A 15,921-nucleotide genomic window follows, 5' to 3' on the forward strand; every position below is an offset into this window, starting at 1 on the left:
TCGGCCCTCACGACTGGCCGCTGGCGCGCGCAAGGGCTTCGGCGACCGCTTGCGACGTCGGATGCTGGAAGCGCGCGGCCACATAACCGTCGGGGCGCAGCAGATAGGCTGCGCCGGGTTCGGTGCCATAGCGCTTCCTGAAAAGGCCGTTGACATCTCGCAGTTGTGCATCGTCGCCGATCACGAGACGTCTGACGCCTTCGGGCAAGTCGATCGCGCTGGCGTCGGTCTGCAGCACCGTGAAGCCGCGCCCGGCCATGGCAAAGCACTCCGACAGAAACACATTCGCGCCGTCGACGGTTGTCAGCGGTACGTCCGGCATGTGAGTGCCCGGACAGGGGCCGTTCTGCCATGCATCGCCATCCGCCGTGGACAGCGGAGACGGATAGACCGAAGGCACCGAAAGCCGTCCGCCATTGATCATCCGTTTGGCAAATTCCGTCTCTCTGGCGAGCGCGAGAACGGCCTGTCGCAATCGCTGCTCCTGCAGCGAAGGCGGCGCCATAAAGTCGGTGGCATGCGTGGAGGCGCGGATATTGTCGTCCGCAGCGAAGCCGCGTTCGAGATCGTAGCTTGCGAGCAACGAAGCGGGCGCATCGCCTCGCAGGATCATGGCCAGTTTCCAGGCCAGATTCTCCGCATCTTCCAGCCCGGAATTGGCGCCGCGTGCGCCGAACGGGGACACCTGATGCGCGGCGTCGCCTGCGAAGATCACGCGCTCGTGCACGAAGCGCTGCATGCGGCGGCACTGGAATTTATAGACCGAGATCCATTCGAATGTGAAATCGTCGTGGCCGAGCATGCGTGCGATCCGCGGACGCACTTTTTCAGGTTGTCGCTCTGTCGTCGCATCGGCGTCGCGGCCGAGCTGCAGATCGATTCGCCAGACATCGTCGGGCTGGCGATGCAGCAGCGCCGATCGGCCGGCATGGAACGGCGGATCGAACCAGAACCAGCGTTCGGTCGGGAATTCCGCGGTCATCCTGACATCGGCGATCAAAAACTGGTCTTCGAAGACCTCGCCGTCGAACGTTGCGCCCACCATATCGCGCAAGGTCGAGCGCGCGCCGTCGCAAGCCACCACATAATCCGCGCGAAGTCTGTAGGGGCCGTCCGGCGTATCGACCGTGAGTTCGACGTGATCGTTGCGCTGCGCGAGGTCGGTGACCTTGTTGCGCCAACGCAGGTCGATGCCCGGCAGATCGTGGAGCCGATCGACCAGAAAGGCTTCGGCGTAATATTGCTGCAGGTTGATGAAAGCCGGCATCTTGTGCCCGTCTTCGGGCAGCAGATCGAACTGATACAGCAGGTCCGGGCCGGAAAAGATCTTGCCGACATTCCACACCACGCCCTTCTCGATCATCCGGCCGGAGATACCGAGACGGTCCCAATATTCGAGCGAACGTTTGGAGAAGCAGATGGCGCGCGATCCTTCGCCGATCCGGTCGGCGTCATCGAGCAGCACGACCTTCTGATCGCGCAAAGCAAGATCGATGGCCAGGGACAACCCGACCGGGCCGGCGCCGACAATCACGACGGGATGATGCGCAGCCTCACGCGCCAGGCGTGCCTGATCGGCATGGCGGCGATAGGAGAATTGGCGGGCTTGCTGCGCCATGATCCGCGTCCCTGGGTTCCCGTATCGGAGCTTGGCATCAACATCGGGCTGGCCGATGGCGTGCAGACTCTCTATGATAGTTTCACTTGCAACTATCTAAGCGCCGATCACCGGGACTCGTCAAGAAGGAACGCGCATATTTCGCGGAGACTCGGATGAATGAATTCGACCTGTTTCGCTTTGTACCGTTCCGGCTCAATCGGCTGTCAGCCGAGGTGAGCGCCGCGCTGGCGGAGGAATATCGCGCGCGTTACGGCCTTGATATCCCGGAATGGCGCGTTCTGGCGACGCTCGGTGCCAGAAATGCACCCTGTAGCGCGCAATTCATTGTCGAATCCACGCGCACCCACAAATCGACGATCAGCCGCGCCGTGACCAATCTTCTGGCGCGTGGTCTGCTCGAGCGGATCGGGAGCAGCGACGATCGGCGGGCCTTCGAACTCAAACTATCCATCGCCGGGCGCAAGCTGTTCGATGAACTCTGGCCTCGCCTGATCGCGAAGGAGAGCGAGATTCTTGCCTGTCTTTCGCGTCAGGAGCGCAAGCAGCTCGCTGGAATCTTGAACAAACTGGAAAGCAGTTTTGAACTTCCCACGACTCCGCACGAGGAAGATCGCGTTAACGCGCGATAACCTTGTCGAGATTCAGCGAAGTGCTCCTTTGGCTGTCGAATGGTTAGCGGATTTCAGCTGTCCAAACTCGTCGCGTTGAGGCGAAATCGGCTGATTTCAGCGTGTTTTCAGGGGTCGGAAGAGTTGCCGCCGTCTAAACGCTCCTTGCCCGATTTGCCTTCTCTCAACCATCGCCGCCGTTCATCTGTCGGCAACCACGCCTGTTAGGCCGCAGGGAAGGTCGCGGGGCGATGGTGGTCGCACGATCGAAAATCAATTTCGACAGGAGGCAACTTTGGCTCTTACGATTCTTCCCTATATCGCTGCAGCACTCGGCGTGACTGTTTTCGCACTGGCCACCAGCGCGCCAGCGCGCGCCGATCGACCAGATACCGAGGCCTAAGCAGCAACAGCATCCGGCGCGGGATCGACGAGCACGGTGCGTGCCTTGATGCGGCGATGCTGCAGCAGGTCCGCGACCACCTGTACGTCGTCGGCATGGGCGTCGCGGCCGGTCTCCAGCAGGATCACCTCGTCGACCATGGCATAGAGGCCATATTCCGACGATGTGGTCCCGAGTTCGCCGCCATCGATGATCACGCGATCGAACTGGCGTGCATCGCGTAGTGCAGAAGAGAGAGCCTCGCGCATCTGCTGGTCGGGTGCGCGCAGGCTGACGGTGCCGGTTGGCACGATATGAATATTGGTCTTGCCGAGCCGATGCGCGGCATCCCGCATGCTCGCGACATGGGCGAGCAATTCGCGCAGGCCCGTACGTCCGTCGAAGCGCAGGCGTGAGGTGACGCGGTGGCCCCGCAGGTCGGCATCGATGATCAGCGTGTTCTGTCCGGCTTCTTCCAGCGCGCGGGCCAGCTCAAGCGCAACGAGGCCGAGCGAGGGATCGGCCGAGGCGCGAACCAGCAGCACGGAGTGCCCCTTCGGCGCGGCGGCCAGTTCGGCTGTCACGCGCGCCAATTGCGCTTGCGGCCGGGTTGGCGCAGGTGAAGGGGCCGGTGCAGGCGGCGAGATCTGCGGCGGCGTTTCGGGCTCCGGCGATGTCACCGGCCGTGCAGCGAGGCTTTCGCGCGCGAGAGCGGCGACGATGCCGAGGAACAGGCCGCCGAACAGCGCCGCTGCCATGATGATCATGGATGGCGGCCAGCTCTTGCGATCGGGAGGCGAGGCGCGCGAGATCAGGCGGGCATTCGTGGTGTCGATCACCTGTTGCTCGCTGGCGGTCTTCGCCTTGGCGAGGAAATTCTCATAGATCGCGCGATCGGAATCCGCCTTCCGCTCCAGTTCACGCAGCGGCACGATGGCTTTCTCGTTGGTCTGCGACAGCGTTTTCAGCGTGTCGAAGCGTGCCTGCAGATTCTGTACGTTGGTACGCTCACTGGCCGCTGCATTGCGCACGGCTTGGGCGATCAGCCTCACTTCGCTCTTGATGGCGGCCTGAGCATCGCGTACCTGCGCGCGGGCTGCCTGTAGCAGCGGGTGACTCGGCCCGTTGATCTGTGCCAGCTGCGCTTCCTCGCGCGAGGCATTTGCTGCCTGTGCGCGCAGCTGTGCCATGGTCTGCGACTGCACAGCCTCCGGCAATGCGTCAAGCGAAGCACCGCCGGCCTCGATCTGCTCGATCAGCTTGACGCGCGCTTGCGCGTCTGTGAGACGAGCGCGGGCATTGGTGAGCTGCGTGTTGGCCTCATCCAGTTCCTGCTCGGTAACCAGACGATTGCGCGCGCCGACCAGATTGTTCGCGGCCTTATAGGCGGTTACCGCTTGCTCGGACTGGCTCACCGCATTGCGCATGCGCTCAAGTTGGGTGGTGATCGCTTCGGAGACGCGGCGATTGAAGCCGGCATTCGCATTGGCCTGTTCTTCGAGATAGGCATTGGCGACTGCGTTGGCGAGCTTCGCCGCGCGCGCGGCCGTGTCGGCTGAAACCGAGATATCGATCACGAAGGAGCGGTCATTGCGCTTAGCGGTCGTCTTCTGGCGCAGATTGCGTATCGCAGCTAGTGCAGGATCTTCTGATCGCGCGATGCCGAACAGCGCTTTGATATTGGCGCCGAGACCGCCTGTGCCGTTGAACTCCGGATCTCTCGTCAGATCCGTTTCGGAGACGACGCGCGATAGTACCTCACCGGAGGTGATGATCTTCAACTGGCTTTCGACCAGCAGCATGCCGTCGCCCGGCACTGAGTTCTGCATGGCCACGTCGTCCTTGGGCGTCTGTCGATCACGGGGATCGACATAGACCTGCGATGTGGCCGTATAGGACGGGCGTGCGGTGAGGATATAGCTGGCGGCGAGCGTGCAGAATGCGGCGGTGACGCCCACGACCCAGCCTTTGCGTCGGAGCAGGATGCCGATCATATCCCTGAAATCGAAGCCGTCAGTTATGTTGTCCGGTACACCGCGGGCGGCTGTATCGTTACTCTCCGCACGCTGAACCGACATGTCCCACTCCAACTCGATCGGCCGATCACTGACATTCGCCGCTCGTAGTCATCGTAAATAAGTAGGGTTAATCGCCGGTTACCCGCGCGGCGCAGGACAAAAGCATAACGGATGATTAATGCTGGACGTGCAATTGCACGTTTCTTCTATCCGGTTAACCAGTGCTTAAGTGTGTAGCAAGTCGCAGTGCAGTTTTACTACACATGTAATCATATGCGTATAAGGATACGCCTATGGTTGTACACTCGAACAAACTCGTCGCGGCAAAGATGCAAGCCGTTATCGACGCAGCACATGACGCCTCCGAGCGCATCCTGGACGAGCGCCGGGACACGTCCGACCGGCGCACGGCGTCCTTCATTGCCACACAAACGAATCTCGCGCAGCTCGGCCTCGAGGAGCGGCGTTTGTTGCCCGACCGGCGCAGCAGTGTGTTTCATCGCTGGCGTCGTCTGCCGCTTGGTGGACTTCCGGTGGTTGCGGCCGACAGCAAAGAAACCGCGCGCGTCATCGTGGACGAGGCTCTGAGGCGCAGTTCGCTGTGGCGCTTTCCCGCTTATCTCACCTCGACCAATGGCGAGGTTACCTATCGTTGCGCGGTCGATAGCGCGGAACGCGCTCTCTTCATGGAGGCCGACGCCATTCATGCCGATGGCATGGCGCATGTCTTCGCGTCGCGCCTGCATCACGCCGATGGGCTCCCCGAACGCGTCGCTACTTCCGATCTGTTCTATGACGTCGCAGCAGAAGCAGAGGAGCGTGGCGCTAGCATGTATATGCTCGGCGCCACCGAGGCTTCAAATGCCGCCGCGGTGACGGCGTTGAAGGCACGATATCCCGGAATCAAGATGGCGGGTCATCGTCATGGTTTTTTCCGCGACGAAGCCGAGGAGATTGCGGTTTGCGCCGACATTTGCGCGCGGCAACCGGATATCCTGTGGATCTCCATGGGCGTACCACGCGAGCAACGCTTCGTCGTCCGGCACCGTCATCGGCTCACCGCGGTCGGAGTCATCAAGACCTCGGGTGGTTTGTTCGACTTTATCTCAGGGGCGAAAAAGCGCGCCCCGGTCTGGATGCAGGCGATCGGCGTCGAATGGCTGTGGCGCATGTTGCTTGAGCCTCGCCGGCTCGGCTGGCGCTACCTGAAGACCAATCCGCTCGCTTTGTATCTGCTTCTGAAGAAGCAGGAGTTAAACAAGTAGTTCTGCCCCTGCGCCGGATATGCGTGCAGGTGACCGATAAAAGACCGGGCGTAGACCAAACAACTCTGTCCGGGGCCCGTTCGCACCGATATTCTGCGCCAATGATATTGCCCGTCATTCATAGAGCCAAAGGCCTGTTCGGTTCGGCAGTCTCGCGACATCTCCGTCAAGGAGTGGCGCTCACTTTCGGCCTGCAATTCGGCGGCGCCATCGTTTCCTTTGTCATGTACACGCTGGCGGCGCGGATTCTGTCGCCGGCCGACTTCGGCCATTTAGCGATGTGGCTCTGCGTCTGTCAGCTCAGCAGCGTGGCCGCCGTGCTCGGTCAGGAAATGTTCGTGCTGCGATCCCTGCACGAATACGCCGTTGCCGGACGGCCCGATCTCGCCAAGGGATCGTTGCTGTTCTCGCTGGCGATCGTTGCCGTCACGCCGCTGTTGCTGGCCGTTGTCATCGGGATTGTCGGTGTTCTCCTGCTCGGCGAGACGCCGCGTTTGATGGTGGCGACAGGCCTGTTCCTCGTGGGGTCATCGTCGATCACGTTATCCAGCCATATCGGCCGCTCTACGGTTAGCGTCTTGCTCGCCGAAGGCATGCGCGATTTCTTCTGGCGGAGCATTGTCGTGGCCGTGATGCTCGGCCTGATCGTAACCGGCACGATCATCGAGATCCATGAATTCTTCCTGTTGTCGGTCGCAGGCATCGTGCTTGCGCTAGCAATACAGATTGTCGCCATTGCCCGGCGGTTGCCGAAGGATCTCTTGGCCGCGCGCCCGAACTGGCAGTTTCGCCACTGGATCAAGGCTTCGCTCGGCTTCTGGGCCGCCGCGATTCTCGAGACCATCAACCAGTATTTCGATGTGATCATCGTCTACTGGTTTCTCGATCCGGTCTCCGCCGGCGCCTATTTCGTCGCGTCACGCATTGCCAATATGTTTGCGGTCGGACTAGGCGCTCTGCACAACGTGTCCACGCGCCGGATTCCGGCGTTGTATTTCTCCGGCAATACGGAAGAGCTGAACAAGGTCCTGAAGTCGATGGCGGAAATGATGCTGCTCTGCGTCGGAGCCGGTATCGCGCTCGTCCTGTTCGGCGCAGATGAAATCCTTGCGTTGTTCGGTCCTTCTTTCATCGCGCAGAAATGGACGCTGATCACCCTGGCGCTGGGCACCGCGTTCTATGCGGCTGGCGGGCCCGCATCGTCGGTGCTGATGATCGCTGGTTATGAACGGCGCTATCCATGGATCGTCGCCGCCAATATCGTGCTGCGCTTCATTGGATTTGCGATTTTCATTCCGATTTTCGGCCTTTGGGGCGCGGCGTTGGCCGCGTCGATCAGCCTCGCCATCGTCACCATTGTGCTCAATGTGTTGTGCCGGCGCTGGCTTGGGCTCGATCCGTCGGTACTATTCCTGTTCCGCAAGCGTCCTGCAACGCTGCCGGAAGCCACGACGCGCGTGTCCTGACATGTCATCGCGCCGCCTCCTCTTCATTCAGACCCAGGGCGAGAATGCCGGAGCGCAGGAGATCTCACGCCTGGTGGGGGCCGGGCTGGGCAATCGCGGTTACAATGTCAACCATCTGTTCTTCTACCGAAAGTCTCCGAGCTTCGACGCGCCTGCCAACACGCGCTATTGCAGCCTCGATCGCCCGCGCGGCTTGGCCGGCGCGCTCAAGTTTCCCATGCAATTGTTGCGCGAAATTCGTGCGATCAAGCCGGATGCCATTCTCACTTTCCAGCACTATGGCAATACGGTCGGCGGCATCGCTGCGCGACTTGCCTGCTCTGCGCCAATCATTGCCAATCAGGTTTCGGCACGGATGCTGATGAATCCTTTCGTACGCACAGCAGATCTCGCACTCGGCCTGCTCGGCACATTCGACCTGATAACCGTCAACTCCGCCGACATGCTCGCGGACTATTCGCGCTATCCGAACAACTACAGCAAACGGCTGCGTTACATTCCGCATGGCTTCGATCTGAAGCGGACGAAACTCACCAGGCAGCAAGCCCGCGCTGCTTTCGGTTTGCCCTCCGATGTTCCTCTGCTCGGTTCCGTCGCCCGCTTGAACTCGGGCAAACGTCTTGATGCGGCGATACGCACGTTGACGAGCTCGCCCGACTGGCATCTCGTGCTCGCCGGGCAGGGCCCGGATGAGCGACGGCTGCGACAACTTGCTGTTGAGAAACATCTAGAAACTCGGGTATATTTTACCGGCGAACTGCCGCCTGAACGGATCGGCGATTTTCTGGCGGCCCTCGATGTCTTCGTTTTCCCATCGCAAGCAGAGACGTTCGGCCTCGCAGCAGTTGAGGCCGCGAGCGCAGGCGTGCCTGTCGTCGCCAATGATCTTCCTGTTCTGCGCGAAGTTCTTGCAGCCGACGGCAAGCCGGCGGCGCTGTTCGTCGATGCGGCAGATGATCGCCAGTTTAGCGATGCGATCTCACGTGCACTCCACGACGAGAGACTCCGCGCCGATCTCATTGCGGCCGGCCGGGGGCTGCATGCGCGGTATTCTGTCGCGCGTATGGTCGATCAATACGAGCAGCTCCTGTGCGGTCTGTTTGCGCCCGCTGAACAACTTGCGCGGCAGCCATGATCGTTGAGCTGCGCTGCGATCCGAAACGCCCGAGGGCCTGGATCGCAGCTGCGGTTCGGTCGCTGCAGGCGGCCGGCCATACTGTTCAGTTGCGCTGGGTCGAGGCGGCGACAACTCTTCCTGGCTATTTCGACAGGCTGTTTGCCCTAGAGAAACTGGTGCTGCAAACAGGACCGGCCTGCGGCACTGATCTTGTTGATCGCAATACGGTTGCATCGTCTCCGCCTGAGCCGTCCATCGATATTGTCGTCGATTTTACCGACGTTCCGGCGCGTGAAGCCGCGACGCGATCCTATCTGCGCCCACTCTTCAACGGCGAAGCGGGGGAGCTTGCGGCGGTCACCGCCATTCTCGCCGGCGATATGCCCGTGGTCGAATTGCGGGACGAGGTCACTGGCGAGATTGTCGATCGCGGGCATCCTTCCACCGAAGTAGCCAACGGACTGAGCGGCGCGCTGGACTCGCTGATGGTGCGCACGGTCACGCTCGTCATCGCCAATCTGACCGGCGTGCCACGGCCGCCGCTTCATATGACGCCGTCGTCACAGCGGCGGGATATCGGTCTGGCACCGCGCTTCGTGCTGTGCGGGCTGGTCAAGCACTTCTTGCGGAAGGTCTATCGGCGGGTCTGCTATGCCCCGCACTGGCATATCGGCTGGCGCTTCACCGACGATGACGGGGTGTGGCGGAACCATGATCTCACTGGCGCGCCATGGCATCGCCTGAAAGAGCGTCCGCATCGTTTTGCGGCGGATCCGTTTGCGGTGACATGGCAGGGCCGCACGGTTGTGTTCTTCGAGGAACTCGATCATCGCGTCGGCAAGGGCGCCATTGCGGCAATCGAGTTCGATGATAGGGGGCCGGTCGGCGAGATTTTCACCGTGCTCGACGAGCCGTGGCATCTATCTTATCCGTTTCTGATCGAGGATGGCGGCGAGCTCTGGATGATTCCGGAGTGCTCGACCACCGGCGAGGTTATCCTCTATCGTTGCAAGCGTTTTCCGGATCAGTGGGAGCGCCGCGCCACACTGCTTTCCGGCATCGAGCTCAGCGATGCGACCATCACCCGGCACGATGGCCGTTATTATCTGTTTGGCGTCACCCGTGAGGGTTCTGGCGGTTATTCCGATACGCTATCGATCTATCACGCGGACTGCCTGCTGGGCCCATGGCGACCGCATGCACAAAATCCGGTGTTGCTGGATCGTGCCAATGCGCGCCCCGCCGGCAACTTCGTCGTTCGTGATGGCCGTCTCTGGCGCCCAGTGCAGGACTGCAGCAGGGGCTATGGTGCCGCCGTCGCGCTGGCCGAGATAACCGAACTCTCGCCGACACGCTTCGCGCAAATCCGCCGCCATCACGTGACGCCGTCGTCACACTGGCCCGGCCGTAACCTACACACACTCAATCGTCTCGGCCGGCTGGAATTCATTGATGGCACGCGCATTCAGCCGAAGATCTTTTCTTATTTATTCAAATTGTAACGATTGTGGTTACGTTTCGTTAGTTCGATTGACAGCAATGCGATGAGCGCAACTTAACCTTGATATCGCTTCCCACGTCAGCGCGATTCCAGCGCTTCCGGAATATCGGTACAACGCTACTCAATATCGTTTGAATTTTTCGGTGATCGTCGGCTCGGTTAGGGTCGCGGTGGCCGGCCCGATACAAATCGACAGGGATGGAGTCATGCTGAAAATTCCGGACAACAAGATCATTGCCGACTGGAAGCCTCATCATAAGGATTTGTTCGGCGTCCACGTCATCAAGCTGCATCATCGCCTCATCGATACCGGCCTGTTCACGCGCGAAGCGCTGGGCAGGGTGATCGAGCGCTGCCCGGCCAAGGAGCTCGGAATCGAATCCGTCAGCTTCGATGGCGACGATCATCGCCGCGTCTATGGCGAACTCGGCAAGACCTCTGGCGTTGACGCCATCGCTGCCATCGAGAAAGGTCGCATCTGGATGAACATCCGCCGCGTCATGGATTGGGCACCGGAATATCGCGAACTGCTCGACAAGATCTTCGACGAGTTCGACGATCGAATGGACGGATTCAAGACCTTCAAGCGCAATCTCGGCATTCTCATCTCGTCGCCAAACTGCAAGGTGCCGTATCACTCGGATATCCAGGGGCAGTCGCTGTGGCAGATCGAGGGCATCAAGCGCGTGTTCCTGTATCCGCGCTCGGATGTTTTCATGTCGCCGAAGAACATCGAGAGGATCCTGCTGCGCGAGACCACCGAGGATATGCCTTATCGAGGCTGGTTCGACGAGTTCGCTCAGACCATCGATCTGCATCCGGGCGAGATGATCACCTGGCCGCTTTATGCGCCGCACAAGGTGGAAAATCATGACTGCCTGAACATCTCGGTCACCATGGAACACTGGACCAAGCCTATCTGGAATTCCTATGCCGTGCATTACGGCAACGGCGTGCTGCGGCGGACGATTGGTCTGAGCAACGGATCGACAGCGGATCACGGCATCCACGTCTATCCGAAGGCCGCCTCGGCGTTGATCTGGAAAAAGATGGGCAAGCAGATCGAGGGCGATGTCATCAAGACACGCAATTTCCGCCTCGATCCTGCGAGTGACGACGGTCGCGTGGCGATCTGAGCGCCGCCATGGACATGCAGGTTGAAACACGTGTGGCCATTGGAGGCGCCGCCGTCGTCGGCGTCGAAGCCGATTTCGACTTTTTGTCCGCCGAGTACCGCGACCTGTTCGCACGCTCGGACGTAACGGCTTTTCAATCGCCGCTGTGGCAGGCGGCGATCCATCGCGATCTCGCCCCGGCACTCGGTGCGCGCCAACATACGGTCACGGTGCGCAATTCCGTCGACCGCAGCCTGCTCGCGGTCTTGCCGCTGGTGATACAGAAACTCGGCCCGCTCGCGGTCATCCAGCCGGCCGATTTCGGCGTTTGTGACGCCAATGCGGCGATTGGTGAAACTGCCGTGCTGGGCGCGCTCGCGGAGGACGCGGCGATGCGGCAGCGTTTCGGCGCGGCGCTGAAAGGCGCCGGCGCGCTGCTGTTTCGCAAGGTCCGCCGCGATGGTTTCGACGTGCGCCAGCTGTTCAATGGCGCTGTGACGAGCATCAATGAAAATGCTGCCTATCATAGCGAGACCGGCGATGATTTCGAATTCTGGCAGCGCAAGACGCTGAACCGGAAGTTCTCCAAAGAGCTCGGTCGCCTCAATCGCCAGGTCGAGCGCGAACTCGGGCCCTATGAGCATCGCGTTGCGATGTCCGAAACAGATATCCGGGCGGCTTTCGACCTGTTGCAACGCGCGCGAAAGGATCGCTTCAAATCGGATCTGCTCGACAACCCCGTTTTCTTCGATTTCTATCGCAACTACGCCATAGTCGGAGCGGCGAGCGGCGAGGCCATCACCTATGTCAGTTGTCTCAACAGTGAGCCGGTCGCGGTGCTGTTCGGTGTCGGCCACGAGGAGCAGTGCCACGCAGTGCTGATCGCCGCCGATACCGAACGTCTGGCGAAGTATTCGGTCGGCATGCAGTTGCTTTATCGTGTTATCAAGCTCCGCTTCGACGCCGGCCTGCACCGGCTCGATTTCGGCGTCGGCAATACCGGTTACAAATCGCTGTTCCGCGTCGAGGAAGTCCCACTCGACAACTTCAGCGTGTCGCGCTCGCCGGCTGGTGCCTTGCTGACGACAGTCTATCACCACGCCAAGCCGTTGAAGAACAAGCTGCGGAGATTTGCGCAGCGGTTGCGGTAGGCGAGCAGGGCAGAGGTAGTGCTTATCTCTCACTCCACCCTCATCATGAAGAGCGCGCCGGTGGCGCGCGTCTCGAAGGATGGCGATACGCTCGGAGCCAAGTCAGCTCATGGTTCGAGACGCGGCCAGGTGGCCGCTCCTCACCATGAGGGACAGAGTGTATGGCGACGTTACTCTGCCGCTTCCGCCACCTGTCCTAGCCGGTCATACACCACCTCGCCACCGAGGATGGTGAGGTCGCAGCGCGTGTCCTTTTCCACCTGCTCCGGCGCGACGGTGAAAACGTCGTGGCTCAGCACCGCGATGTCCGCAAGCTGGCCTGGCACCAGGCGGCCGACATTGCTCTCGGCAAATTGTGTATAGGCACCGAAATAGGTGTAAGCGTGAATTGCTTCCGCCATCGATAGTTTCTGGTTCTCTCCCAGCACCGTATGCCGATTGGACATACGCGTCGTCATCGTGAACAAGTTCTTGAACGGATCGGTAGTCGAGACCGGCGCGTCCGAGCTTGCTGCCGGATGCAGTCCGGCCTCGAACCATTTGCGCATAGGATAGGCGACATCGGTGCGCGCCTGGCCGACGTTGGTGACATAGAGATCGCCGAATTCATACATGAAGACCGGCTGCGGAACGGGATCGATGCCGGCTGCGGCCATGCGCGCGATCTGACCGTCCGAGAGAAATCCGCAGTGCTCGATGCGATGGCGGCGGCCGAGCACCGGATTGGCGTCGGTGGACGCCTTCTCGATGCCCGACAGTACCTGTTCAATGGCGGCATCGCCGATGGCATGGATGGCGAGCTGGTAACCGCGGTTGTGGTAATGCGACAGGAAGTCGTGCATCTCTTTGTCAGTATAGCAGAAGATGCCGCGATTGTCGGGGGTGCCGACAAGATAGGGCTCGCTCATTGCTGCGGTGAGGCCGCCGGCGCTGCCGTCACCGAACACCTTCATCGCCCCATAGCGCAGCTTGCCGACCTCGCGGCCGAAACGGTAGCCGGCGTCATACGCTTTGTCACCGATGCCGTCGGTGTTGCCATAGATGCAGACCCAGGTGCGGATTGGCAGCGCGTCGGTCTTCGCCAGATGCTCATAGGCATCGATCTCGTCCATGCCCGCAGCCATGCCGACCGCGGCGTCCATCACAGCGGTGAAGCCCTGCGAAAGCATGAAACGTCCGGCACTGTCGATGGCTTCGCGCAGATGCTCGGCGCTCGGTTTCGGTGCCGCATCGACGATCAGGCGCAGCGCGCGCTCGGCGATCAGGCCGGTCAGCTTGTTGTCGCGCCGCTCGATCATGCCGCCATCGGGCTCAGGCGTGTTATGGCCGATGCCGGCCTCGCGCATCGCAGCAGTATTGATGACGGCCACATGGCCGCAGGTGCGTTTGAGATAGACCGGGTTGTTCGGCGCCACCGTGTCGAGTTCTTCGGCCGTGGGATGGCGGCCTTCAGCCAGCTCGTTGTGGTCGTAGCCGCGGCCGTTGATCCATTCGCCGGGCTTCGCGATCTTTGCCTTTTCGGCGACGCGGCGCAGGATTTCACCGATCGAGTTGGCGCCCGTTTCCGGCCGCAGATTGATCTCGGTCATGGTCAAGCCGAGCGGCAGCAGATGCATATGCGCATCGTTGAGACCGGGGATCGCTGTGCGGCCGGCCAGCTCGATGACACGGGTGTCGGGACCTGCCATGTCAGCGATCTGCTCGGCGCTGCCGGTGGCAAGCACGCGGTCGCCAGACAGCGCTATCGCTTCTGCAAAACCTTCGTTGAGGCCGCAGAAAATGCGACCGCCGGTGAGGATCAGGCTAGGCTTGGACATGTTGACCTTCCGTCGTCATTGACATCAGGCGAATGACGCAATTCCCGGTACGCTGCAAGATTGTAGAGTGGGCACCTCGCCTGCGCTTTCAGCAGGCGGTCGCGTGTTGCCTGGGCGCGCCATCTGTGATGGATTCTCCGGTAACAAGGGGATCAACGCTATGAGCGGGCACGATCATCATCATGACCACGATCACTCGGAGTTGTCCGAGACCGAGCTGCGCGTGCGCGCGCTGGAAAGCATCTTAGTCGAGAAAGGCTATGTCGATCCTGCCGCGCTGGACGAACTGATCCAGACCTATGAGACCAGGGTCGGTCCGCGCAACGGCGCGCGTGTCATCGCCAAGGCATGGAGCGATCCCGCTTATTACGAACGCCTTTTGCGGGACGCGACGCCGGCCATCGCCGAACTCGGCTATGAAGGCCGCCAGGGCGAGCACATCGTTGCAGTGGTCAACACGCCGGACATCCACAACATGGTCGTGTGCACCTTGTGCTCCTGCTATCCGTGGTCGGTGCTCGGCCTGCCGCCGGTCTGGTACAAGGCCGCACCGTATCGCTCGAAAGCGGTGCGCGATCCGCGCAGCGTGCTGGATGATTTCGGCGTGTCGCTGCCGAAGGCAACAAAGATCAAGGTGTGGGATTCCACCGCCGAGATTCGCTATCTCGTGGTGCCGATGCGGCCGAAGGGCACCGACGGCTGGAGCGAGGAGCGCCTTGCCGATCTCGTCACTCGCGACAGCATGATCGGTACCGGCCTCGCCAGGCAGCCGGCGGAGGTGGTCTGATGGACGGCGCACACGATATGGGGGGCGTCCAGGGCTTTGGCCCGGTCGAGCCCGAACAGAATGAGCCGGTCTTCCATGGCGAGTGGGAGCGCCGCATGCTCGGCATCACGCTGGCGATGGCAAGGCCGGGCCAGTGGAACATCGACATGTCGCGCTATGCCCGCGAAAACCGCTCGCCGCGCGATTATCTCAACTGCAGCTATTACGAAGTCTGGCTCGGCGGCCTTGAGACCCTGATGGCCGAACGCGGCCTCGTCTCGCGCGAGGAACTCGACAGCGGCCAGGCGTTGCTGCCGCGTAAGAACGTCCCGGTGCTGAAGCCCGATGAAGTCGATGTCATGCTCCGTCGCGGCGGCCCGACCGAACGCGCCATCGATACTCCGGCGCGCTTCAAGGTCGGTGATCGTGTTCGCGCCAAGGTGATGGCGCCCGCGACACACACGCGATTGCCTCGTTATGTGCGCGGGCATGCCGGCACCGTCGAACTGCTGCATGGCGCCCATGTTTTTCCGGACAGTAATGCCATGGGCAGGGGCGAAGCGCCGCAATGGCTCTATACGGTGTGCTTCGATGGGCGCGAGCTGTGGGGCACTGACGGCGATCCCGATGTCACCGTGTCGGTGGACGCGTGGGATTCCTATTTGGAGCCAGCGTGATGTCGGGCGATCGTGCCGCCGCCGTCGTTGCCGTCGCGTCCGTCCCGACCATCCCGCGCGACGCCGATGGTCCGGTGTTTCGCGCCCCGTGGGAGGCGCAGGCCTTTGCGATGACGGTGACGCTGCATGAGCGTGGCGTCTTCACCTGGGCGGAATGGGCCGATGCGCTCGCTGCCGAGATTAAGCGCGCGCAGGCCGCCGGTGATCCCGATACAGGCGAGACCTACTACCAGCACTGGCTGGCGACGCTGGAAAACCTGATCGCGGAAAAGGGCGTGACGACGCGCAGCGATCTGCATCGCTACCGCAATGCCTGGGATCACGCTGCCGATCGCACACCGCATGGGCAGCCGATCGAGCTGAAGCCGGGAGACTTCCGGTAGGCGGATTAGCGAAGCGTAATCTGCCGGCCGAGTT

The 15,921-nt window shown here is 61.4% G+C and carries 13 protein-coding genes; 10 read left to right on the forward strand and 3 right to left on the reverse strand.

Annotation, left to right across the window (positions count from 1 at the left end):
* Positions 1-7: 7 nt before the first annotated feature.
* Positions 8-1,618 carry an FAD-dependent oxidoreductase gene (locus E0H22_RS04535; protein WP_233024462.1) on the reverse strand — a complete coding sequence of 537 codons (1,611 nt, stop codon included), beginning with the start codon at positions 1,616-1,618 and terminating at the stop codon, positions 8-10.
* A 155-nt stretch (positions 1,619-1,773) separates the two neighbouring features.
* On the opposite strand from E0H22_RS04535, the gene E0H22_RS04540 reads away from it, so the two are divergent.
* Positions 1,774-2,250, forward strand: coding sequence for a MarR family winged helix-turn-helix transcriptional regulator (locus E0H22_RS04540; protein WP_233024463.1), 477 nt, complete (start codon positions 1,774-1,776; stop codon positions 2,248-2,250).
* A gap of 378 nt (positions 2,251-2,628) precedes the next feature.
* Here the strand turns inward: E0H22_RS04540 and E0H22_RS04545 are convergent, their stop codons facing one another.
* Positions 2,629-4,689: a GumC family protein gene (locus E0H22_RS04545; protein WP_233024464.1), complete on the reverse strand. Its 2,061-nt coding sequence runs from the start codon at positions 4,687-4,689 to the stop codon at positions 2,629-2,631.
* 233 nt (positions 4,690-4,922) lie between these two features.
* Here E0H22_RS04545 and E0H22_RS04550 point away from each other — a divergent pair, with 233 nt between their 5' ends.
* The 6 genes from E0H22_RS04550 (at position 4,923) to E0H22_RS04575 (ending at position 12,244) form a co-directional block, all read left to right on the forward strand.
* Entirely contained in the window at positions 4,923-5,894 is a 972-nt protein-coding gene (locus E0H22_RS04550; RefSeq protein WP_233024465.1) for a WecB/TagA/CpsF family glycosyltransferase, read from the forward strand.
* A gap of 173 nt (positions 5,895-6,067) precedes the next feature.
* Positions 6,068-7,360 (forward strand): lipopolysaccharide biosynthesis protein, encoded by a 1,293-nt coding sequence (locus E0H22_RS04555; protein WP_233024466.1) that lies wholly within the window; start codon positions 6,068-6,070, stop codon positions 7,358-7,360.
* A 1-nt stretch (position 7,361) separates the two neighbouring features.
* Positions 7,362-8,495 carry a glycosyltransferase family 4 protein gene (locus tag E0H22_RS04560; RefSeq protein WP_233024467.1) on the forward strand — a complete coding sequence of 378 codons (1,134 nt, stop codon included), beginning with the start codon at positions 7,362-7,364 and terminating at the stop codon, positions 8,493-8,495.
* Positions 8,492-9,979 carry a glucosamine inositolphosphorylceramide transferase family protein gene (locus E0H22_RS04565; protein ID WP_233024468.1) on the forward strand — a complete coding sequence of 496 codons (1,488 nt, stop codon included), beginning with the start codon at positions 8,492-8,494 and terminating at the stop codon, positions 9,977-9,979. Before E0H22_RS04560 ends, E0H22_RS04565 begins: the two co-directional genes overlap by 4 nt.
* Positions 9,980-10,184: 205 nt before the next feature.
* Positions 10,185-11,114 carry a cupin-like domain-containing protein gene (locus tag E0H22_RS04570; protein ID WP_233024469.1) on the forward strand — a complete coding sequence of 310 codons (930 nt, stop codon included), beginning with the start codon at positions 10,185-10,187 and terminating at the stop codon, positions 11,112-11,114.
* Between the two features lie 8 nt (positions 11,115-11,122).
* Positions 11,123-12,244, forward strand: coding sequence for a GNAT family N-acetyltransferase (locus tag E0H22_RS04575; RefSeq protein WP_233024470.1), 1,122 nt, complete (start codon positions 11,123-11,125; stop codon positions 12,242-12,244).
* 170 nt (positions 12,245-12,414) lie between these two features.
* On the opposite strand, the gene E0H22_RS04580 is transcribed toward E0H22_RS04575, so the two are convergent.
* Positions 12,415-14,061: an amidohydrolase gene (locus tag E0H22_RS04580; protein WP_233024471.1), complete on the reverse strand. Its 1,647-nt coding sequence runs from the start codon at positions 14,059-14,061 to the stop codon at positions 12,415-12,417.
* 160 nt (positions 14,062-14,221) lie between these two features.
* Between E0H22_RS04580 and nthA the strand changes: the two genes are divergently transcribed.
* Genes nthA through E0H22_RS04595 form a run of 3 tightly spaced genes read left to right on the forward strand, consistent with a single transcriptional unit; the run spans position 14,222 to position 15,887 of the window.
* Positions 14,222-14,848 (forward strand): nitrile hydratase subunit alpha, encoded by a 627-nt coding sequence (gene nthA, locus E0H22_RS04585; protein WP_233024472.1) that lies wholly within the window; start codon positions 14,222-14,224, stop codon positions 14,846-14,848.
* Positions 14,848-15,504, forward strand: a complete 657-nt coding sequence (nthB, locus tag E0H22_RS04590; protein ID WP_233024473.1) for a nitrile hydratase subunit beta — start codon at positions 14,848-14,850, stop codon at positions 15,502-15,504. The genes nthA and nthB overlap by 1 nt, the downstream gene beginning before the upstream one ends.
* The gene (locus E0H22_RS04595; RefSeq protein WP_233024474.1) at positions 15,504-15,887 is read left to right on the forward strand and encodes a nitrile hydratase accessory protein; all 384 of its coding nucleotides are present in this window, start codon (positions 15,504-15,506) and stop codon (positions 15,885-15,887) included. The genes nthB and E0H22_RS04595 overlap by 1 nt, the downstream gene beginning before the upstream one ends.
* The last annotated feature ends 34 nt before the right edge of the window (positions 15,888-15,921 follow it).

The organism is Rhodopseudomonas boonkerdii (genome assembly GCF_021184025.1).
Lineage (GTDB): Bacteria > Pseudomonadota > Alphaproteobacteria > Rhizobiales > Xanthobacteraceae > Tardiphaga > Tardiphaga boonkerdii.